Annotated in this window: 20 protein-coding genes; 11 read left to right on the top strand and 9 right to left on the bottom strand. The window is 66.1% G+C overall.

Annotated elements, in window-relative coordinates; translation table 11 throughout:
• Positions 1-237 precede the first annotated feature (237 nt).
• On the bottom strand, positions 238-921 hold the full coding sequence (locus OKW87_RS09670; protein WP_265539009.1) for a hypothetical protein: 684 nt from the start codon (positions 919-921) through the stop codon (positions 238-240).
• Between the two features lie 353 nt (positions 922-1,274).
• Here OKW87_RS09670 and OKW87_RS09675 point away from each other — a divergent pair, with 353 nt between their 5' ends.
• Positions 1,275-1,907, top strand: coding sequence for a hypothetical protein (locus tag OKW87_RS09675; protein ID WP_265539010.1), 633 nt, complete (start codon positions 1,275-1,277; stop codon positions 1,905-1,907).
• A gap of 144 nt (positions 1,908-2,051) precedes the next feature.
• On the opposite strand, the gene OKW87_RS09680 is transcribed toward OKW87_RS09675, so the two are convergent.
• Positions 2,052-2,573, bottom strand: a complete 522-nt coding sequence (locus tag OKW87_RS09680) for a molybdenum cofactor guanylyltransferase (RefSeq protein ID WP_265539011.1) — start codon at positions 2,571-2,573, stop codon at positions 2,052-2,054.
• A 2-nt stretch (positions 2,574-2,575) separates the two neighbouring features.
• Positions 2,576-3,358 (bottom strand): formate dehydrogenase accessory sulfurtransferase FdhD, encoded by a 783-nt coding sequence (gene fdhD / locus OKW87_RS09685; protein ID WP_265539013.1) that lies wholly within the window; start codon positions 3,356-3,358, stop codon positions 2,576-2,578.
• A gap of 140 nt (positions 3,359-3,498) precedes the next feature.
• Here fdhD and OKW87_RS09690 point away from each other — a divergent pair, with 140 nt between their 5' ends.
• On the top strand, positions 3,499-5,763 hold the full coding sequence (locus tag OKW87_RS09690) for an FdhF/YdeP family oxidoreductase (RefSeq protein ID WP_265539015.1): 2,265 nt from the start codon (positions 3,499-3,501) through the stop codon (positions 5,761-5,763).
• Between the two features lie 7 nt (positions 5,764-5,770).
• On the opposite strand, the gene OKW87_RS09695 is transcribed toward OKW87_RS09690, so the two are convergent.
• Positions 5,771-7,945 carry a sugar nucleotide-binding protein gene (locus OKW87_RS09695; RefSeq protein ID WP_265539016.1) on the bottom strand — a complete coding sequence of 725 codons (2,175 nt, stop codon included), beginning with the start codon at positions 7,943-7,945 and terminating at the stop codon, positions 5,771-5,773.
• Between the two features lie 165 nt (positions 7,946-8,110).
• Between OKW87_RS09695 and glf the strand changes: the two genes are divergently transcribed.
• Positions 8,111-10,468: a UDP-galactopyranose mutase gene (gene glf, locus OKW87_RS09700; protein WP_265539018.1), complete on the top strand. Its 2,358-nt coding sequence runs from the start codon at positions 8,111-8,113 to the stop codon at positions 10,466-10,468.
• Between the two features lie 3 nt (positions 10,469-10,471).
• Here the strand turns inward: glf and xth are convergent, their stop codons facing one another.
• Positions 10,472-11,242, bottom strand: a complete 771-nt coding sequence (xth, locus tag OKW87_RS09705; RefSeq protein WP_265539020.1) for an exodeoxyribonuclease III — start codon at positions 11,240-11,242, stop codon at positions 10,472-10,474.
• 44 nt (positions 11,243-11,286) lie between these two features.
• Positions 11,287-12,387 carry a GNAT family N-acetyltransferase gene (locus tag OKW87_RS09710; protein ID WP_265539022.1) on the bottom strand — a complete coding sequence of 367 codons (1,101 nt, stop codon included), beginning with the start codon at positions 12,385-12,387 and terminating at the stop codon, positions 11,287-11,289.
• Between the two features lie 75 nt (positions 12,388-12,462).
• Between OKW87_RS09710 and OKW87_RS09715 the strand changes: the two genes are divergently transcribed.
• Both OKW87_RS09715 and OKW87_RS09720 read left to right on the top strand, forming a co-directional pair.
• Complete coding sequence (locus OKW87_RS09715; RefSeq protein ID WP_265544078.1) at positions 12,463-12,918, top strand: DUF2721 domain-containing protein; 456 nt, start codon at positions 12,463-12,465, stop codon at positions 12,916-12,918.
• A complete protein-coding gene (locus OKW87_RS09720) occupies positions 12,915-13,316 on the top strand; it encodes a DUF4345 domain-containing protein (protein WP_265539024.1) in 402 nt (133 codons plus the stop codon). The genes OKW87_RS09715 and OKW87_RS09720 overlap by 4 nt, the downstream gene beginning before the upstream one ends.
• Positions 13,317-13,323: 7 nt before the next feature.
• On the opposite strand, the gene OKW87_RS09725 is transcribed toward OKW87_RS09720, so the two are convergent.
• Together OKW87_RS09725 and chrA are read right to left on the bottom strand one after the other, a co-directional pair.
• Complete coding sequence (locus tag OKW87_RS09725) at positions 13,324-14,922, bottom strand: amidase (protein ID WP_265539026.1); 1,599 nt, start codon at positions 14,920-14,922, stop codon at positions 13,324-13,326.
• Between the two features lie 50 nt (positions 14,923-14,972).
• On the bottom strand, positions 14,973-16,274 hold the full coding sequence (gene chrA, locus OKW87_RS09730; RefSeq protein ID WP_265539028.1) for a chromate efflux transporter: 1,302 nt from the start codon (positions 16,272-16,274) through the stop codon (positions 14,973-14,975).
• 513 nt (positions 16,275-16,787) lie between these two features.
• Here chrA and OKW87_RS09735 point away from each other — a divergent pair.
• Together OKW87_RS09735 and OKW87_RS09740 are read left to right on the top strand one after the other, a co-directional pair.
• Positions 16,788-18,683 carry a ribonucleoside-diphosphate reductase subunit alpha gene (locus OKW87_RS09735; protein ID WP_265539030.1) on the top strand — a complete coding sequence of 632 codons (1,896 nt, stop codon included), beginning with the start codon at positions 16,788-16,790 and terminating at the stop codon, positions 18,681-18,683.
• A 62-nt stretch (positions 18,684-18,745) separates the two neighbouring features.
• Positions 18,746-19,123: an endonuclease domain-containing protein gene (locus tag OKW87_RS09740; RefSeq protein WP_265539032.1), complete on the top strand. Its 378-nt coding sequence runs from the start codon at positions 18,746-18,748 to the stop codon at positions 19,121-19,123.
• Positions 19,124-19,194: 71 nt separating this feature from the next.
• Here OKW87_RS09740 and OKW87_RS09745 read toward each other — a convergent pair whose 3' ends face one another.
• Complete coding sequence (locus OKW87_RS09745) at positions 19,195-19,464, bottom strand: DUF2171 domain-containing protein (protein WP_265539034.1); 270 nt, start codon at positions 19,462-19,464, stop codon at positions 19,195-19,197.
• A 98-nt stretch (positions 19,465-19,562) separates the two neighbouring features.
• On the opposite strand from OKW87_RS09745, the gene OKW87_RS09750 reads away from it, so the two are divergent.
• The 4 genes from OKW87_RS09750 to OKW87_RS09765 are packed head-to-tail and all read left to right on the top strand — an operon-like array spanning position 19,563 to position 21,392.
• A complete protein-coding gene (locus OKW87_RS09750; RefSeq protein WP_265539036.1) occupies positions 19,563-19,895 on the top strand; it encodes a hypothetical protein in 333 nt (110 codons plus the stop codon).
• Positions 19,892-20,110 (top strand): hypothetical protein, encoded by a 219-nt coding sequence (locus OKW87_RS09755; protein ID WP_265539038.1) that lies wholly within the window; start codon positions 19,892-19,894, stop codon positions 20,108-20,110. Before OKW87_RS09750 ends, OKW87_RS09755 begins: the two co-directional genes overlap by 4 nt.
• Positions 20,107-20,328 (top strand): hypothetical protein, encoded by a 222-nt coding sequence (locus OKW87_RS09760; RefSeq protein WP_265539040.1) that lies wholly within the window; start codon positions 20,107-20,109, stop codon positions 20,326-20,328. Before OKW87_RS09755 ends, OKW87_RS09760 begins: the two co-directional genes overlap by 4 nt.
• A gap of 5 nt (positions 20,329-20,333) precedes the next feature.
• The gene (locus OKW87_RS09765) at positions 20,334-21,392 is read left to right on the top strand and encodes a ribonucleotide-diphosphate reductase subunit beta (RefSeq protein ID WP_265539042.1); all 1,059 of its coding nucleotides are present in this window, start codon (positions 20,334-20,336) and stop codon (positions 21,390-21,392) included.

The following is a 21,392-nucleotide window of genomic DNA, read 5'->3' on the forward strand; positions in this document are numbered from 1 at the left end:
GCTCCGACGAAGAAGAAGCCCCGTTCGCGGTCGCAGCCAAGGAGCGCAGCCGTGTCAGAAATGCGCCGGCCGAGCGCTATTCGCCAAAAGGCCGGACGGTCCCCCGCCCGGCCTTGGCGCACCCTTAGTGCCGGAGCGCTCGGGATCGGCTCCCTCCTAGATGACCGAAAGCCGGACCGTCGAGAACGATACGCCCGTAGGTGGGCAAAGTGCGACGGACCGGGTTCGTCGGGAGTATCAGGCGCATCCTTCGACGTAAGCGAGCACCGGCATCGTACCTACGTGTATGAGACTCACTTCACCGTCACGTCCGATCTCGAAGCGAAGCGCGGGTCCGCCGGCGGCCGCGTTTGGCGCCGTCAGATATTTGGCAGGCGCGTCCTCATATTTGTGGGGCTCCTCGCGGAAGCCAGCGAACCACTTCTTCACGTCCTTTTCGCTCGCGCCCGCGCCAACCCCCTCTGCCAGCTTCACGTCGGATCGCTTGCCAACCGTAATCCGCTGCACCTTGCCTTCGGAGACGATGGCGTAAACGCCGGGATATTCGGGCGAACTGACGGTGCGACATGCGTCGGACGTCTGGGCGCCACGCTCCCTCCACGGGCCATTCTCAGGCACGGGCTGCCCGATTCGAAGATTGCCGAGACCCTCGAGCGCAAGCAGCTTCGCCGGAGTGGCTGCAGGCGAGACTGGGCCAGGAGCGTCCGCTGCTCGGTTAGAGAGGGGGTTCGGGGGCGCAGCAGGGGCAGGGGCGGTGCGCAAAACGTCCGTCGCGCCTGGCGTGGGGGCCGCCGCGCTAGGCTCATCAGGACCCGAAGAGCATGCAGCCGCGGCAAGGGTAACGGCCAGAATAGCAGTCGAAGAGGCGGACAGATGTTTCATGGAAACCGAAACGTCGATCGCCGAGAACGGTTTCGCCATGCGCGGCACTCCGTCGTCCAACGGACGTCACTGGTCGAATTTCGACTTTGGCTCGTGACCACCGCATCCACCGCCGCCATGGCCTCGGGCTTGCCTTCATATCGTACTTCCAAATGCCGCCGCCGGGACGATCCGGGCAACTGCCGGCCCCTATCGGCTTTCGATTTCGCATCGTTTGCATCGACGATCCTTGCGGGAAGAGGCGCGGGTTTGATCCCACCCTGGGCGCGCTTCGATCCTGGCGTTCGAAACCTTAAGTCGGCCCGGTGAGTTGAGTCGTAATCGAAGTGAGCAAGCTCGTTAGCAGCGCCAGAAACTGCTCGCTTCGTCCCTCGACCGCCAGGAGAGAAACCATGAGCAACAACGAGAATAGTGCATTCGGATTCGACGACCAGAATGGCCGTCATATGGATCGGGGAGCAGATGCCGGGATGAGTGCCCATGGCTCGCATAGCGCCGAAGGTGGCGGCGTGATCTCCGCAATCTTCGATAGCAACGACGAAGCCCAGCAGGCGGTTTCCCAATTGCGCGAACTAGGCGTGACCGATGCCGACCTCTCGCTCATCGCTCAATCGAAAGGCACGATGACGACGCGCGAAGGCGGCGGCGAGATCACGGACGAGGAGCATACGAACATCCTTCGCGGCATTCTCGGCGGCGGCGCACTCGGTGCGGGGTTGGGCGTCGCAGCGCTTGCCATCCCCGGCGTTGGCCCGCTTGCAGCGTTGGGCGCGATTGCAGCTTCCGTGGCGCCGGAGGCCATGGCCATCGGCGCGGTCGCGGGTGCGGCCGCAGGAACCTTCAATGAATCGCTCAAAAAGCATGGCGTAGGTGACGACGATGCCGCTTATTATGGCGACAGACTCAAAGGCGGCGGTGTTCTGGTGACCGCCCGTGTCGGCGGTGCCGATCGCGATCAGGCGCAAGAAGTGCTCTACCGCAATGGCGGACATTCCGCCTCGCGCGCCCGCACTACGACCCTCTGAACGCACGTTGGAAGCGGAGGCACGCCACGGGTGCCTCCGCTCTTCGTTGCCGATACCGTCAAGCATGGCGTAATCACCAAGGCGTGCCTTTGCAGTCGCCTGATCCCGGCGCTTTCGCTTGAGGGAGGCCGCAACTCGGGCGTGTCACCGGTCGCCGTCGAGGTCGCTCGGTCGATTGATGTTGCGCAGCCCGAGGCCGGCGTCGTCGTGCAGCTCCGCCCCGCAGGCTTCGATCCAGCTGCGGATCGAGCGCGCGCCGGAGGCCATATGCCGGTCCAACGCGGGCGCCAGGGCCGCGGGCCAATAGCCGAGCGCATGCTGCCGCAACAGGGTTCGCGGCCTGTCCCCGGCGAGCCGCACGCGCAGGTCCGCGGGCAGCGGATCGATGTCCACGGCCACGCTCAGCACCCCGTCCATGCCCTGGTCCAGCGCATGGTGCAGCGCCGCGTTCAGTCCCCCCAGCGGGCCGAGGCCGGGCTCGGGCCGGTCGACAAGGCTCGGCCAGTCGCGCCACGATCGTCCGCAGATCACCCGCGCCTCCACCTGCGGCATCAGCGCCGCATGGACGCGATCGATCAGCATCGCATCGTCCACCACCGCCAGCGCCTTGTCGCTGCCGAAGCGGCGCGACCGGCCGCCCGCAAGGATCGCGCCGAGGATCCGCATGTCTAGCGCACCGGCGCCAGCAGCGCGTCGCCGCGAACCAATACCCGCAACGGCAGACCGGCGTCCGCCGCCCGCTGCACCGCCAGCGTCGTCGGCGCCGAAATCGTCGCGAGCATCGGGCACGTCGATAGCACCGCCTTCTCGACCAGCTCGTACGAGCAGCGCGAGGTCAGCAGCGCGAAGCCGCCCTCCCAGCCCTTGCCCGCGCGCAGCATGGCCCCGACCAGCTTGTCGAACGCATTGTGCCGGCCGACATCCTCGCGCACCAGCCGAAGCCCCCCATCCGCCGAGCAGGCCGCGGCGCCGTGCACCGCCCGCGTCTCGCGATTGAGCGGTTGGTGCGCCTCGAGCGCCGCGAACGCGCGAAACACCGCCGCGTCGTCACCCCGCCAGACCGCCGAGACCTGCGGGATCGGCCGCAGTGCCTGCTCCAGATTCTCGATGCCGCACAGTCCGCACGACGATTCCGAAACGCGGTGGCGCACCCTCTCGACCACGCGATCGGCCCGGCCCTGCGCCAGCGTTACGCGCAGCAGGATGCCCCCCTCGGCCGGATGCGCCTCCGCGTCGAGCACGTCGCCCGCCGCATCGATCAGCCGTTCCGCCAACGCGAAGCCATGGGCCAGGTCGACCAGATCGGCCGGCGTCGCCATCAGCACCGCATAGCCGATGCCGTTGAATTCGATCGCGATCGGCACTTCGCTGGCGATCGCCCGCTCGATCGGCGTCGCTTCGCCTGCCGCCTCGACGCGCTCGAAGCGCAGAAGCGCGGCGCCCGCGTCCATCTCTTGCACTCCCGTCGACACAAAGGGACCCCCGGATCAAAAAGGCCGACCGCACGTGGTTCACGCCGCCCGATCGAGCATGCTATCGCCCTTCGCACAACCGCGTTGTGGTTGCAGGTTCCAGCGCAGTGGAGTGAGCCATGACCGATCGGCCGAAGACAGTCGAGTATAAGAGCCCGACCGGCGGCTGGGGGTCGGTGCGCGGAATGGGCCAGACCGCGCTGCGCGAAATGCCGACGCCCGGCGCGCTGGGCACGCTGCTCAGCCAGAACAAGACCGGTGGCTTCATGTGCACCAGCTGCGCCTGGGGCAAGCCGAAGCATCCACACGCCTTCGAATTCTGCGAGAACGGCGCCAAGGCGACGCTGTGGGAATTGACGTCGCATCGCTGCACGCCCGATTTCTTCGCCAGGCACAGCGTCACGGAATTGCGCGGCTGGAGCGACCATGACCTCGAGCATGAGGGCCGCCTCACCCATCCGATGCGCTACGACGCGACGATCGATCATTATGTCGAGTGCAGCTGGGACGAGGCCTTCGCCGCGATCGGCGCCGAGCTCAAGGCGATCGATCCCAAATCGGCGATCTTCTACGCCTCGGGCCGCGCCAGCCTCGAGACCACCTATCTCTACGCGCTCTTCGCACGGCTCTATGGGCACAACAATCTGCCCGACAGTTCGAACATGTGCCACGAGACCACGTCGGTGACGCTCAAGCAGTTGATCGGCTCGCCGGTAGGCACCTGCACGCTCGACGATTTCGAAGAATGCGACGCGATCTTCTTCTTCGGCCAGAATACCGGCACCAACAGTCCGCGCTTCCTGCATCCGCTGCAAAAGGCGGTGGAGCGCGGCTGCAAGGTGGTGACCTTCAACCCCATCCGCGAAAAAGGCCTGATCGAATTCATCAGCCCGCAGAACCCGGCGCAGATGCTCAGCGGCAAGGGCACCAAGATCAGCTCGCATTACCTGCAGGTGCGCGCGGGCGGCGACATCGCCGCGATCATGGGGCTGTGCAAATTCGTGTTCGCCGAGGACGCGCGGCGCGGCGGCACGCTGATCGACCGCGCCTTCATCGCCGAGCATTGCACCGGCTTCGAGGAATTCCAGGTCAAGTCGGATGCTACCAGCTGGGAGCGGATCGAGCAGGAATCGGGGCTGGCCCGCGCCGATATCGAGGCGGCGGGCAAGGTCTATGTCGAGGCCGAGCGCGTCGTCGGCGTCTATGGCATGGGGCTGACCCAGCACGTCCATGGCTTCGAGAATATCGCCATGCTGCTCAACCTGCTGCTGATGCGCGGCCATATCGGCCGCCCCGGCGCGGGAATCTGTCCGGTGCGCGGCCATTCCAACGTGCAGGGGCAGCGCACCGTCGGCATGTCCGAAAAGCCCGAGCTGGTGCCGCTCGACAAGTTCGCCGAGCAGTTCGGCTTCGAGCCGCCGCGCGACACCGGCATGACCACGGTCGATGTCTGCGAAGGCATATTGGACGGCAGCGTCCAGGCGTTCATCGGGCTCGGCGGCAATTTCCTGCGCGCCATCCCCGATCTGGGCCGGGTCGAACCCGAATGGGAACGGATGCGGCTGACCGTGCAGATCGCCACCAAGCTCAACCGCAACCATCTGTTCAACGGCAAGACCGCGTTTCTGCTGCCCTGCCTGGGCCGCAGCGAAAAGGATATGCAGGCCGGCGGCCCGCAGACGGTGACGATCGAGGACAGTTTCAGCCACATCCACGGCTCGCTCGGGCATCGCACCCCGGCCAGCAAGCATCTCAAATCCGAAATGGCGATCGTCGCGGGAATGGCGATGGCGACATTGCCGCCCAATCCCAAGGTGCGCTGGCAGGAGTGGACCGGCGATTATGGCCTGGTGCGTAACCTGATCGCCGAGACCTATCACGAGCAGTTCCACGACATGAATGCGCGGATATTCGAGCCGGGCGGCTTCTATCGCGGCAACAGCGCGCGCGAGCGGGTGTGGAAGACCAAGAGCGGCAAGGCCGAGTTCACCGCGCCGGAGATGCTCTCCGCAACCGACGTCGCCGATGCCGATGGCCGCTACCGGCTGGTCACCGTCCGCTCGAACGACCAGTTCAACACCACCATCTATGGCTATAGCGATCGCCTGCGCGGCATCGAGGGCAAGCGCGACGTCATCCTCATCAACCCCGCCGATATCGAACGCGCCGGGCTGACCGCGGGGCAACGGGTGGCGCTGGTCGGCGACGCGGGCGACGGGCACGTCCGTCGGATCGAGCGACTGGAGATCGTCCCCTTCGACCTGCCCGACGGCACGATCGTCGGTTATTATCCCGAGCTCAATCCGCTGATCCCGATCCAGCACCATGATCGCGCGTCGAAGACCCCCGCGAGCAAGGCCGTGCCGGTACGCATCGCGCCCTGAACCGAGGTCAGGCGGCCGCGCGCGCTGCCGGATGCGCGGATATTCCGTGCGCGAAGGCGGCGATCGCCTCGTCGAGCGGGGGCAGCAGAGTACCGCGCCGGCTCGCGAGGGCGGCATAAGCGGGCCGCGCTGCGCGGAGGCCCAGGCTGGCTCCCGGAACCGGGTCGATCAACCCGGCGTCGAGCCCCCGCGCCGTGGCGATCGCGCATGCGAAATCGCTCCAGCTGACGGGCACGCCGTTGCTCAAATGCCAGATTCCCTTCGCGCGGTCGATCGCCAGATCGAGCACGGCGTCGGCGAGATGCGGCACGAAGGTGGGCGAGACGATCTGATCTTCCGCGGCCTGGAAGCGGTTGCCGCCGCGCAGCGTCTCGACCACGCCCCAGGCGAAATTATGCGGATCGAAGGGCGAGAAGAATGCCGCGGTCCGAACGATCAGATGATCGCCCGCAAGTGCGCCGATCCTCTGCTCGGCCGCGCGCTTGCTGCGGCCATAGGCGTTGAGCGGACGCGCCGCGTCCTCCTCATGATAGGCCCGCCCGGCGGCGCCGTCGAAGACCAGGTCGCTCGAGAAGCTCACCGTGGCGATCCCGCGCGCATCGCAGGCGCGGGCAAGATCCGCCGCGCCGATCGCGTTCGCCGCGAAGCATTCGACCTCGTGCGCCTCGGCATCGTCGACGCGCACCCATCCCGCCGCATTGAGCACCGCCCAGGGTCGATGCCGGTCCAGCGCCCGCTCGATGCTCGCAACATCGTCGAGCGCCAGCCCGGCGCGGTCGGTAAGGACAAAAGCCAGGTTGCGCTGCCGGCACGCCTGCGCCAGCGCCCGACCCAGCGTCCCGCTCGCGCCGCAAATCAGGATCGGCGCGGCCGGGGCATCGCCTAGGCGAAGCCGGTGCTGGATCGGCAGGGGCAAAGCGACGCGGCCATGCAGCAGCCGCGCGGGCCGTTCCCACCAGCCCTCTCGCTTCGCCGCCTCGGGCCGCGGCCCGTCTTGCGCAAGGGCGTTCAGCAGCGGCGCAATTGCAGTCGGCCGCGGCGCGCCGCTGCTGACGTCGAACGCGCCGGCCTCATAGCGTCCGGGCGCGGTGAGCAGGGTGTTCCAGCCGCTGCTCCCCAGCAGCGCCCAGCTCGTTACCGCACGAACATCGACTCCCTCGCCCGCAAGCGCCATGCCCACGTCCCAGGCGCGCGCCATCCAGCGCATCTGCTCTTCGCGCGTGCAGCCATTATGCGCTTCGGTGACGGCGAGCGGGATGCGGTAGCGCTGCCATGCCTCGCGCAGCGCGCCTTCGAGCCCCTGGGGCGGCGGATCGAGCACGCGGATCGCCTCGATATCGACATAGCGGTCGCGGCCGTTGCCGCCGCTGCCGATGCCGGGATAGCGGCCCGTCCGGTGATCGAGGAAGCGGTCGCTGGTGAGATAATGGTTCACCCCGATAATGTCGGGCGGGCACGGATCGTCGGCGATAGCGCGCAGCCGGTCGTCGAGACCGAAGGCAGCGATCCTAGCGAACAGCGGGTGATGCGGCGTGATCTTCCCGCACAGCAGGTCCCATCCCGCCCAGCGCCGGATATTGTCGAAGCCGGCCTGCTCGCGCAAAGGCGCAGTCGCATAGCTGCGCCCCAGATCGTCGGTCGCGATCAGCTGCGCGGCAGGGTTCACCAGCCGGATCGCGCGCATTGACAGTCGGGTGGCGTCGATCTGGTTGAGCAGAGCGAGCCAGAAGGCGCCCTCGTCGCGGCGATGCGGATGCCACAGGCCATAGAGCGCCGAGAAGCGCGCCGTCGTCACCGGCTCGTTGACCGGGGTCCAATCCTCGATCCAGGGAAAGCGCTCCGCCACGGCCTGGGCATGCCGTGCCAGCCCGGGCGCGAAGCCGGGATCGAGCAAGTCGGTGTAAGCCGGACCGCTGCCATGGTGGATCAGCCCGGCGATCATGCGCAGGCCCCGCGCGCGCAGCCGCGCCAGGCGCGGATCGATCCAGGACCAATCCTGCGCATCGGGCCGATCGGGCGCGGTCCGCTCCCACAGCACCGGATAGCGAATTGCCTCGAGGCCCAGATCCGCCAACAGGTCGATATCGGACAGCCGGTTCTGGTGACCGGTGAGCCGGCTCTGGTCCTGCCAGCCATCGCCGACGCGATTGACCGTGCATTCGATGCCGCCCCAAAGCTCCATCGAACCCAAGCTCCCAGTCGCGACACCATGCCGCGCAATTCAAACGAAACCAGTCGCGCTTGGTTTCGGAAAATCGAGCTAATCCAGGTTATTACTCAACTGCGTGTCGGAACCGCGAACTAATGGGCTCGTTCCTCTGGTTCATCCAGCAGCAAGGTCTCGAATATGCAGCGTCTTTCTTCGGCAGCGTCATTTCATTCGATCCGCGGTGCCGAGGCGACGCTGATCTGCTTCAGCCATCTGCGCTGGAACTTCGTTTTTCAACGGCCGCAACATGTGATGAGCCGCTTCGCGCGGACCGGCCGCGTCCTGTATTGGGAAGAGCAGATCCTGGTCGAGGGCGCCGATGCGCCGCGGCTGCACGTCTCGATCTGCCCGGATACCGGCGTCGTAGTACTGGTGCCGCATCTGCGCGCGGAGGATGACCGCGCGAGCGACGAGTCGACGCTTCGCCGGCTGCTCGATCAGGCGCTTGAAGGCACCAGGGCGCCGCTGATCCGCTGGTATTATACGCCGATGATGCTGCCGTTTTCGGAGCATGTCCTCAGTGACTGCGTCGTCTATGATTGCATGGACGAGCTCGCCAATTTCAAGAACGCCCCGCCCGAGCTGATCCCGCTCGAGACGCGGCTGTTCGAGCGTGCCGACCTCGTCTTCACCGGCGGCTACAGCCTCTATGAGGCGAAGCGCGACCGCCACCCGAACATCCACCCCTTCCCCTCCAGCGTGGAGACCGCGCATTTCGCAGCCGCGCGCAAGGCGGGCAGCGAGCCGGTCGACCAGATCGCGCTGCCCCGCCCCCGCTTCGGCTTCTACGGCGTCGTCGACGAGCGGATGGACCTCCAATTGCTGGCCGCCATCGCCGATGCGCGCCCCGATTGGTCGATCGTGATCGTGGGTCCCGTTGTGAAGATCAGCGAGGCCGACCTGCCCCAGCGCGCCAACCTCCATTTCCTCGGCGGCAAGCAATATGCCGAGCTGCCCGACTATCTGCGCGGCTGGGACGTCGCGTTGATGCCCTTCGCGATCAACGAGGCGACGCGTTTCATCAGCCCCACCAAGACGCCCGAATATCTGGCTGCCGGACGCCCGGTCGTATCGACGCCGATCAAGGACGTGATCCGCCATTATGGCGATGTCGGCGCGGTCCACATCGCCGGCGACACCCCTGCCTTCATCGCCGCTTGCGATGCGGCGCTCGCCCAATCGCGCAGCCGGGATTGGTGGCCCGAAGTCGATGCGCTGCTCGCCGAGGGCAGCTGGGATCGCACCCAGGGCCGGATGGCCGATCTGGTCGAGAATGTCATTGCCGAGGCAAGCCGCGTCCAGCCGATCGTCTCGCCCACCCGCTGGCCGACCGAAGCGCCGCAGCGCTATGACGTGATGATCGTCGGCGCCGGCTTCGCGGGCGCGGTGATGGCCGAGCGGCTGGCGTCGCAGTCGAACAAGAAGGTGCTGGTGGTCGATCGGCGACCCCATATCGGTGGCAACGCCTTCGATCATCTCGATGAGGCCGGCATCCTCATCCACAAATATGGCCCGCACATCTTCCACACCAATTCGGCGCAGATCGTCGATTATCTCTCGCAGTTCACCGAGTGGCGCGCCTACGAGCATCGCGTGCTCGCCGATGTCGGCGACGGCAAGCTTGTGCCGATGCCGATCAACCGAACCACGCTCAATCTGCTCTACGATGCGAACCTGAAGACCGACGAGGATGCAGCCGCCTTCCTGGCGGATCGCGCCGAGCCGGTCGACGTCGTGCGCACCTCGGCGGACGTGGTGATCTCGGCAGTCGGCCGCGAGCTCTACGAGACCTTCTTCCAGGGCTATACCCGCAAGCAATGGGGGATGGATCCGAGCGAGCTCGACAAGTCGGTTACCGCGCGCGTCCCCACCCGCACCAATATCGACGACCGCTATTTCACCGATACCTTCCAGCAGATGCCGGCGGAGGGCTATACGCGCATGTTCGAGCGGATGCTCGATCATCCCAATATCGATCTGCTGCTCGGCGTCGACTATCTCGACGTACGCTCGGCCTATCCGCACGCGCATCTGGTCTTCACCGGCCCGATCGACGAATATTTCGACCATCGCTACGGCAAGCTGCCCTATCGTTCGCTGCGCTTCGAGCATCGCAATGTCGACCAGGCGAAGTTCCAGGATGTCGCGGTGGTGAACTATCCGCAGGAGTCGGTCGCTTACACTCGCGTCACCGAATATAAGCATATGACCGGCCAGGAAGCATCAAGCACCAGCCTGACCTACGAATATCCGGCCGCGGAAGGCGATCCTTATTATCCGATCCCGCGCGAGGAGAATCAGGCGCTGTTCAAGCGCTACGAAGCGCTCGCGCTGGCCGAATCCAACGTGACCTTCGTCGGGCGGCTCGCCACCTATCGCTATTATAATATGGACCAGGTCGTCGGCCAGGCGCTGGCAACCTATCGCCGCCTCGCCGAGAAGCTCGACGCTCCCGCACTGGAAATGGCCCCGCCCGAGACCGCCGCGGCGGCCTAGGCGCTAGCCGAGTTCCACCCACACCGGCGCATGGTCGCTGCTCTTTTCCCAGCCGCGGACGAAGTGATCGACGTCCGCGGCGGCCAGCCGTTTGGCGGCGGGCGCGTTGAGTAGCAGATGATCGATCCGCATCCCGGCGTTGCGGGTATAGGCGTTCCGGAAATAATCCCAGAAGGTGTAGATCGTCTCGCCCGGATGCAGCGCGCGTAGCGCATCGGTCCAGCCCTGATCCATCATTTGCCCGAAGGCGGCGCGAATCTCGGGCGCGAACAAGGCGTCTTCCCCCCAGCGCTCCGGCTTGTAGACGTCCAGCTCGGTCGGCATCACATTATAGTCCCCCGCGATCACCACCGGCGCGCCCATCGCGAACAGCGTCCCGGCATGCGCGATCAGCGCATCGAACCAGGCGCGCTTATAGTCGAACTTGGGGCCCGGCCGGGGATTGCCGTTGGGCAGATAGAGCCCGGCGATCAGCACGCCTTCCACCGCCGCCTCGATATAGCGGCTCTGGCTCGGGTCGGGATCGCCCGGCAGCCCGCGCCGGGTTTCGACCGGGTCGCAGCCGCGCGCCAGCATCGCCACCCCGTTCCAGCTCTTCTGCCCGTGCCAGATCGCGCCGTACCCCGCGTCGCGAATCGCTTTCTCCGGGAATTTCTCGTCGGGCGCCTTCAGCTCCTGCAGGCACACGACATCGGGCTGCGTCTCTTCCAGCCAGCGCAGCAGCACCGGCAGCCGGCCGTTGACGCCGTTGACGTTATAGGTGGCAATCCTCATCCGGCATCATGCCCGGCGAAGGCCTTCGGTTCCGCCGGGCGCGGCTATTCGGTCGGCGCGCGCCCGCCGCGCCGCCACAGGCCGCCCAGCGCTTTTGCCGCGATCGCCGACACCCCCGGTCGCACGAACAGCCAGTCGCGGATCGCGGGGCCCCGTGTCGCGCCGATCACGCTCTTATAGCCGCTGTCCCCCGCGCCCCAGTCGACGCTGGCGATGCCGTCCTCGATGCCGCGCACCAGATTGCGATAATATAGCAATTTGCCCGGCGAATGCTTGGCGAAGGCGGGGTCGTAGCTGTTGGCGACCGCATATTTCAGCGCGCCCGCATTGAGATCGAACGAGAAAGCCGCGGGCTCGCCGTCGACGCGCAGCAGCGCCGCCCACATCATTTCCGCCACCACCGGATCCGCGGCCGCCGCGCGCCAGAAGGCGCCATGGCCGGTGCGGGTGAACTTGGCGTCCGATCCGTCGGTCTTCGCCGCGATCCAGCTCTTCTCCTCGATCGCCGCCAATGCATCGAAGCTTTCCGCGTTCCACGCCGCGCCCGACACGAACCCCCAGTCGAGCGCGCCATGGCTCGCGAGATGCTTTTCGTGGAAGCGGTTCTTGCGCAGCGTCGAGTTGCGCGGCCAGCCGCCCTCCGCCCGCAGCGCGTCGATATCGAGCAGGTAGCTTTCGGCCATATAGCGGTCGATCAGCGCCCAGCCCTTGGCCTTCGCCGCGGCCTTGAGCAGTTCGAGCCCCGGATCCCCGTCATAGACCGGCCCCAGCCGCAGCACCCGCGCCTCGCGCCCCAGCCGCGCCAGCAGCGCTTCGCCGACTTCGAGTCCGGCATCGCTGCGCACCGGAAAGCTGCGGAACGGCCAATAGCTGCCCGGCACCGCCGCCAGGCCGAGTCGCGCCGGCCCCACCGCCACGATCGGCATCGCCGCCATCGCCTCGCCTTCGCGGGCCACGGTCAGCGTCCGCGCCGCGCCGCCATAGGCCTTGAGCGCCGCCTCATACCAGCCGTAGCGCAGGAACCGGTGCGACGGCGCCGCACGCGCCGCCACGCTGTCCAGGCTCGCCGCGAGCCCGTCGACACAGTCCACCGCCACGGCGGGCGGCAGGCGCGTAAAGCTATCGAGCGGCATTGGCTTGGTCATCCGGCCTCCAGTATCGCAAATCGGTTACCAAGCGGTTTGACCTCGCACCCCAGACTCCCGCATAGATGCGCCTTGATGGGTCCCTATCTCTCCACGGTATCGGAAACGATCCAGACCGCGATCGCGCCGGTCTTCCTGCTGGCCGGGATCGGTGCGATCCTCAACGTCATGGTCGGCCGGCTGGCGCGCATCGTCGATCGCGCGCGCGGGCTCGAACAGCTCCATCCCCGCTCCACCGGTCCCGAGCATGATCGCCACGTCTGGGAGCTGCGCCTGATCGATCGCCGCATCTCGGTGATCAACATGGCGATCTTCCTGTGCGTCGCGAGCGCGCTGGCGACCTGCTTCGTGGTGGCGCTGATGTTCGTCTCGCGGCTGTTCGCGCTCCATGTCGGTGCAGTGGTCGCGGTCGCCTTCGTCGTCGCCATGCTGCTGCTGATGGTCGGACTCGTCTATTTCCTGTTCGAGGTCCGCATGTCGCTCGGCGCGATCCACGTCCGCCAGGAACTGCTCGAGCTCGACAAGAAATGAGCCCCGCGCTCGAGAAGCGCCTGCTCCAGATCGCGATCGTCGCGGTCGTACTGGTCTTTCCGCTGATGGGATCGGTGATGGGGATCGCCGCGGGCCCGGAATGGCTCCGCGGCGACGGCGCGAGCCGCGATCTCGATAGCCATTTCCGCTATCTTTCGGGGCTGCTGCTGGCGATGTCGCTGCTGTTCCTCAGCTGCGTGCCCGACATCGAGCAAAAGGGCGCCCGCATGCGCCTGCTCGCCATCTTCCCGATCGTCGGCGGGCTATGCCGGCTCTGGTCGCTGATCGACATCGGCCCGCCCTCGAACACGCATATCATGGCGCTGTGCGTCGAACTGGGCGTGGTCCCGCTGTTCGTGCTGTGGCAGGCGCGCGTCGCCGGCCGCTTCGCACGCTAAGCGCCGGCTAGCGGATCCCCCGCGGCCCCAGATCCACCGCGATCGTCGGCGCGAAGCTCGGCGCCACCCGTGCCTTGGCCTGCTGCTCATAGGCATAGCCCGCGCGCAGCAGCAGCCCGTCCGAAAATGCCGCGCCGATGAACGACAGGCCGGCGGGAAGACCGTCGACCAGCCCCATCGGCACGGTCAGATGCGGATAGCCCGACACCGCCGGCAGCTCGCTCGCCGACGGGCCGCTGAACTGGTCGCCATGCGCCGGATCGCTCAGCCAGGGCGTGCCATAGGTCGGCGTCACCAGGATTTGCGCGCCGGCAGCCTTCATCATCTCATCGAGCCCCTGCTTCGCCAGCCGCAGCGATTTCTCGCGCGCCGCCTTATAGTCGGGATCGGCGAGCCCCTTGGTCTTTTCGGCGTCGAGGAAGATTTCCTGCCCGAAAAAGGGCATTTCCGCCGCCTTGTTGGCGTCGTTGAACGCGATCACCTGCGCCAGCGTCCGCGTCTTCACGCTCGCCGGGGTGGTCGCCAGATAGGCGTCCAGATCGGCCTTCAATTCCGCCTTGAGCACCAGGAACTCGGCGTCCCCCAGCCCGTCGAGCTTGGGCATCTTCACCTCGACCACGGTCGCCCCGGCGGCGCGCAGCTGCGCCAGCGCGGCGTCGAACGCCACGCCCAGATCGTCGGCCATCTCGGGCCGCCAATAGCCGATTCGCATGCCCTTCAAGCCCTCGGCCGAAAGCCCCGCGGCATAGTCGCGGCGATGCCTGTCCGCCGCCGCCGTCGTCGCATCCGCCGGATCGGCCCCGATCATCCCCGAAAACAGCAACGCCACATCCTTGACGCTGCGCCCCATCGGCCCCGGCGTATCCTGGCTATGACTGATCGGCACGACATGCGTGCGGCTGACCAGCCCGATCGTCGGCTTCAGCCCCACCAGCCCGTTCATCGCCGCGGGGCACACCACCGATCCGTCGGTCTCGGTCCCCACCGCGACCGCCGCCAGGCTCGCCGCCACCGCCGCGCCCGATCCGCTCGAAGAGCCGCAGGACGAGCGATCGAGCGCATAGGGATTGCGCACCAGCCCGCCCACCACGCTCCAGCCGCTCATCGACTTGCTCGATCGGATGTTCGCCCATTCGGAAAGGTTGGTCTTGCCGAGGATCACCGCGCCCTGCGCACGCAGCAGCGCCACCACGGGCGCGTCGCGCCTGGTGTGATTGTCCTTGAGCGCCAGGCTGCCCGCGGTGGTCGGCAGCTCCTTCGTCTCGATATTGTCCTTGATCAGCACCGGCACGCCGTCGAGCGGCCCGAGCGGCTTGCCCGCCCTGCGCCGCGCATCGCTCGCGCGCGCCTGCTCCAGCGCGTCGGGCGAGGTGGCGATCACCGAACGCAGCATCGGGCCGCTGCGGTCGAGCAGCGCAATCCGATCGAGATAGGCTTTGGTCAGCTGCTCGCTCGACGATGCGCCCGAGGCGATCATCGCGCGCAGTTCGTCGATCGATTTCTCGCTCACGGCGGCGGCGGCGGCCGGCATTTCCCGGGCCACCCCATTCTGCGCCGCCGCCGGCGCGGTCGTCAGCAACAGTACCAGAAATCCCAAATGTCGCATGCCGTGCCCCCTCGCTCAGGTGCCCAGCATTACCAAAGCGCGCTTTCCGCTCAAGCCACGAATGAAAGCGCCAGTCCGCCCGCCGCGGCGATCGCCAACACCGTCAGCACGCTCAGATTGAAGCGCATCAGCAGCACGCCTGCGACCGCCGCCAGCAATCCCGCACGCCACTCGAAGCTCGCCCAGTCGGGCACCCCCACCCGCAGCGGCCCGGCGCGCAGCTCGTCGACCCGCGCGAACAGCACATGGATCGCGAACCAGACGGAGAGATTGGCGATCACGCCGACCACCGCCGCGGTCAGCGCCGCCAGCCCGCCCTTGAGCCGGGTCGCCGATTGCAGCCGGTCGATCCACGGCGCGAAGGCGAAGATCCACAGGAAACAGGGCGCGAAGGTCACCCAGGTGGTCAAAGCCGCGCCGGCGATGCCGCCGCCCCAGCTGCCCAGCACGCCGCCCTCGCGCCACCCGGCCAGGAAGCCGACGAATTGCGTCACCAGGATCAGCGGTCCCGGCGTCGTCTCGGCCAGCCCCAGCCCGTCGGCCATCTCGCCCGCGCTCAGCCAGCCATGCGTCTGCACCGCCTCCTGCGCCATATAGGCCAGCACCGCATAGGCGCCGCCGAAGGTGACCACCGCCAGCTGCGAGAAGAAGATGCCAATCTCCCACAACACATGCTCGCGCCCCAACAGCAGCAGCACCAGCAGCATCGGCGCCGCCCACACCGCGCCCCAGGCGATCACCGTGGCCAGGGTCTTCCACAAGCGCGGCCGCGGCCCCGGCGGCTCGCTCCGCCCGTCCTTCACCCCCAGCCATTCCGCCGGCGCAAGCGCGCCGATCACCCCCGCCCCCAGCACCACCAGCGGAAAGGGTGCGGAAAACAGGAACAGCGCCAGGAAGGCGACCAGCGCGATTCCGCGCTTGAAATTGGTCGTCAGCGCCCGCCCGCCGACGCGCAGCAGCGCCTGCAGGACGATCGCGATCACCGCCGCCTTAACCCCCAGGAACAGCGCCGCGAACCAGCCGAGCTGCGCCGCGCTGATATAGGCCGCCGCCAGCGCCAGCATCACCAGCGCGCCCGGCACAACGAACAGCAGCCCCGCCGCCAGCCCGCCGCGCACGCCGTGCAGCTTCCAGCCGATATAGGTAGCGAGCTGCTGCGCCTCGGGCCCCGGCAGCAGATGGCAGAAATTGAGCGCGTGGAGGAAATGCGCCTCGCTGATCCATTTGCGCTCGTCGACCAGCTCGCGGTGCATCAGCGCGATCTGGCCCGCCGGCCCACCGAAGCTCAGCCAGCCGATCCGCGCCGAAACGCGGACGAGTTCGGAAAACGGTGGCGGAGCGAAGTCGGACATGGGCGGCCTCCCGGATCGCGCTGATCATGCATCGGATCGGTGGGAATTGAAGCATGCGAATCTTTGTGCGCCCATATCGGGGCTTTGGATTGGCACCGGACACAAGCCATAGTGTCCACAGATTCCCCCACGCCAATTTATTTGCAGTTCGCGCTCCGTTCCCTTGCGTTCCCCGAACCCGTTGGAAGTCCGTGCGTCGCGGCTTTGGGCCATCCGCGAAACGATTCATTTTAGCGACGAACCGAGCGGTGACTAAGTGATTTACCGTCTTGTGCCCGGACTCGGAATGGCACAATCTGTAGTGGTTGCAATGAGGGGCAGGCTCAAGCACTGGTAGAATTGACCTCGCATCTCCATATGCGAGTCAGGTTTTGCCATGCTTTGCAAGCGGGCGACGGTCACTTTTTGTTCTCGTGGCCGCGCCGCGCCGATGCTACCATCGGCTTGTCGCCCCGAGTCGAACCGAGCGCCTCCCGGTATGGGGGCCGATATGGGTCAGTAGGGGCGAGAGTCATGGAATTCAGGGACACCGAGAACAGCGTGAGCGAAACCATCACCGAAGCAGCCGTCACGGCCCCCAAGTCCGCCAAGGCCAAGGATTCGCACCGCGTCGACGTCCAGCTCTATGCGGTCGAGGTCGATCATTCGCGCGACGCCCTGCTCACCGATTTCGGCAAGGAAACGCTGCGCGACCGCTATCTGCTGCCGGGCGAGAATTTCCAGGACCTGTTCGTGCGCGTCGCCTCGGCTTATTCGGACGATCAGGCGCACGCCCAGCGCATCTACGACTATATCTCGCGTCTGTGGTTCATGCCCGCCACCCCGATCCTGTCGAACGGCGGCACCGGGCGCGGCCTGCCCATTTCCTGCTTCCTCAATTCGGTGCCGGACAGCCTGGGCGGCATCGTCGACACCTGGAACGAGAATGTCTGGCTCGCCTCGCGCGGCGGCGGCATCGGCACCTATTGGGGCAATGTCCGCGGCATCGGCGAACCCGTCGGCCTCAACGGCAAGACCAGCGGCATCATCCCCTTCGTCCGCGTCATGGATTCGCTGACCCTCGCGATCAGCCAGGGGAGCCTGCGCCGCGGTTCGGCCGCCTGCTATCTCGACATCTCGCACCCCGAGATCGAGGAATTCCTCGAAATCCGCAAACCCTCGGGCGACTTCAACCGCAAGGCGCTCAACCTCCACCACGGCGTGCTCATCCCCGACGCCTTCATGGAAGCCGTGCGCAACGGCGAGGAATGGGTGCTCAAGAGCCCCAAGGACGGCAGCGAGCGCGGCAAGGTCGATGCCCGCGGCCTCTTCCAGAAGCTGGTCGAGACGCGGCTGGCGACCGGCGAGCCCTATATCGTCTTCGCCGATCATGTGAATTCGAACATGCCCAAGCATCACCGCGATCTGGGCCTCAAGGTCTCGACCTCGAACCTGTGCTCGGAGATCACCCTGCCCACCGGCAAGGACCATCTCGGCAACGAGCGCACTGCGGTCTGCTGCCTGTCGAGCCTCAACCTCGAGACCTGGGACCAGTGGAAGGACGAGAAGGGCTTCGTCGAGGACGTCATGCGCTTCCTCGACAATGTCCTCCAGGACTTCATCGAGCGCGCCGAGCCCGGCATGGAGAAGGCCGCCTATTCCGCCAGCCGCGAGCGTTCGGTCGGCCTCGGCGTGATGGGCTTCCACTCCTTCCTCCAGGCGCGCGGCATCGCCTTCGAAGGGGCGATGGCCAAATCGTGGAACCTGCGCATGTTCAAGCAGATCAAGGGCCAGGTCGACGAAGCGTCGATGCAGCTCGCGGTCGAGCGCGGCCCCTGCCCCGACGCCGCCGACATGGGCGTGATGGAGCGCTTCAGCTGCAAGATGGCGATCGCCCCCACCGCGAGCATCAGCATCATCTGCGGCGGCACCAGCGCCTGCATCGAACCGATCCCGGCTAACATCTACACCCACAAGACGCTCTCGGGCAGCTTCTCGATCAAGAATCCCTATCTGGAAAAGCTGCTGATCGAGAAGAGCAAGAACTCGGACGCGGTCTGGAACACGATCCTCGAGCAGGCCGGCTCGGTCCAGCATCTCGATTTCCTCAGCCAGGAGGAAAAGGATTGCTACAAGACCTCGTTCGAGATCGACCAGCGCTGGATCCTCGAGCTCGCCGGCGACCGCGCGCCCTATATCGACCAGGCCCAGTCGCTGAACCTGTTCATCCCGGCCGACGTCGAGAAATGGGACCTGCTGATGCTCCACTTCCGCGCCTGGGAGCTGGGCGTGAAGTCGCTGTATTACCTCCGCTCGAAGAGCATCCAGCGCGCGGGCTTCGCCGGCGGCGTGGAAGCCGACAACACGATCGACCTGCGCCAGATCGAAGTCGAGTCGAAGGATTATGACGAATGCCTGGCGTGCCAGTGAGCTAATTCCCTCTCCCTTTGGGAGAGGGAGGGAGGCGCGTAGCGCCGGAAGGGTGAGGACAAATGCGCCTCTATGCAAACCAGCCGATCGGAACGGTACCGCGCGCGCGGCAACTCCGCCGCGAGGCGCCTGAGCCCGAACGGCGGTTGCTGAGGGCGCTGCGCGAAGCTTTCCCCACCTACAAATGGCGCCACCAGGCGCCGGTCGGCCCCTTCTACGCCGACATCCTCTGTTTCTCGGAAAAGCTGGTGATCGAAGTGGATGGCGATACGCATGCCGATACGGCCGAACGCGACGCCGCCCGCACGCGCTTCGTCCAGAACGAAGGCTATCGCGTGATCCGCTTTACGAATGCGGATGTGATGCAGAGCCTGGACGGTGCGATCGCGGCTGTCGCGGCTGTGCTTAATCCAAAAATGGAAAAGGGCAGCATCGCATGAACGACACTGCCCTCACCCTTCCGGCGCTACGCGCCTCCCTCCCTCTCCCAACGGGAGAGGGAAAGTCGACGTCAGCCCTCGTTTTCTTCCTCCTCGAACAACACCGCATTCGCGCCGGTAGCGCTCAGCCGAACCTGGTCGCCCTCGACATCGGCGACCAGGCCGAGCGAGATATAATGGTGGTGCCCGCTATGCGATCCCTCGCCCTCGACCACTTCGGCGCCCGAATCCTTCTTGGTCAGCTTGATGCGGTCGCCCTCGACCTTGTCGACGGTGCCGACATGCACGCCGTCGGCGCCGATGACTTCCATATGTTCCTGGATTGCGCTTGCGTCGGCCATGATCATTCTCCGTTGGTGGGTCCGGGCGCTAAACGCACCCGCACGCGAAACGATGCAGCAGTGAATGCATCGAGTCACGCATACATAAGGATAGCCGCATGACGCCGATCCGCACCCCGCTCGCGCTCGCCGCGCTCACCCTGCTCGCCGCCTGCGCCACCCAGGTCTCGAGCGGCGTCTCGCCGCAAGCCCCCGGCTTCCTGTTCGGCCTGTGGCACGGCTTCATCTTCCCGGTGGCCTGGTTCCTATCGCTGCTCATCCCCGACGTTGCGGTCTATGCCGTGCCCAACAATGGCGGCTGGTATGATTTCGGCTATTTCCTCGGCATCTGCGTATTTGGCGTCGGCGCGCATGGCGGCGGGCGCAAGGTAATCTACCGCGACCGCATCGTCCGCGAACGCCGCGACCGCGGGACGATCATCGACCAATGAGGCTCGACCTCGCCATCATGGCCGGCGTGGCCACCGCCGCGGGCGCCGCGGGGCTCACCTTGCTGGTGAAGCCCGCCGCCGCGCGGGCGCTGCTAAGCGTGCCTGAGGGCGAGCCCGCGCTCTACGCGCTGCGAATCGCCGGCATGATGCTGGCGGCGCTCGGCCTGATGCTGGGCAGCTTCGCGACTGTAGGCAGTCTGGTGTTGGCGGCATGAAAATCGCGCTTCTCGTTTTTGCCGCGTTGTTGGCGATGCAAGGTCTGGCCATGCTATTCGCGCCACGACGCTTCGCGGCGCTTGAACTCTGGAAATATCGCGTGATCGGCGCGCGCCCAGCTGAGCCCGGCAACGGCACCTTCCTTCTCTATCGCATCATGGGCGCAGCTGTCTGTACGGTCGCCGCCTTCCTCTTATTTCAGTTCGTCTCGGAGTAACCCCCATGTCCCTCACCGAAGCCCGCAAGACCTACAAGCCGTTCGAATATCCCTGGGCGTACGAGTTCTGGAAGCGCCAGCAGCAGATCCACTGGATGCCCGAGGAAGTGCCCTTGGGCGAGGATTGCCGCGATTGGGCGCAGAAGCTCACCGATCATGAGCGCAATCTGCTCACCCAGATCTTCCGCTTCTTCACCCAGGCCGATATCGAGGTGCAGGATTGCTACCACGAGAAATATGGCCGCGTGTTCAAGCCGGTCGAGGTCAAGATGATGCTCGCGGCCTTCTCCAACATGGAGACGGTCCACATCGCCGCCTACAGCCATCTGCTCGACACGATCGGCATGCCCGAGAGCGAATATGGCATGTTCCTCGAATATGCCGAGATGAAGGACAAGCACGACTATCTCGGCACCTTCGGCGTCGACACCGACGAGGATATCGCCAAGACGCTGGCGATGTTCGGCGGCTTCACCGAGGGGCTCCAGCTCTTCGCCAGCTTCGCGATGCTGATGAACTTCCCGCGCTTCAACAAGATGAAGGGCATGGGCCAGATCGTCAGCTGGTCGGTCCGCGACGAGAGCCTGCACTGCGAAGGCATCATCCGCCTGTTCCACGCCTTCTGCAAGGAGCGCGACTGCCTCACCAAATCGGTCAAGTCCGACATCATGGACATGTGCCAGACGACGGTCCGCATGGAAGACGCCTTCATCGATCTCGCCTTCGAGCATGGCCCGGTGACCGGCATGACCCCGAAGGAGATCAAGAAGTATATCCGCTACATCGCCGATTGGCGGCTGGGCCAATTGGGGCTGAAGCCGATCTACATGATCGAGGAACACCCCCTCCCCTGGCTCGCGCCTTTGCTCAACGGGGTGGAGCACGCCAACTTCTTCGAACAGCGCGCGACCGAATATTCAAAGGGGGCCACGCGGGGGGCCTGGAACGAGGTTTGGGACTCGTTCGACAAGCGGCAGAAGGCGAAGGTCTTGCCGGTGGCGAATGAGGATGCCGCGGATTTGGGTGGGGATATGTTCTCGAAGGCTGGGATTGCGGCGGAGTAA

Source organism: Sphingomonas sp. M1-B02 (assembly GCF_026167525.1).
GTDB lineage: Bacteria > Pseudomonadota > Alphaproteobacteria > Sphingomonadales > Sphingomonadaceae > Sphingomonas.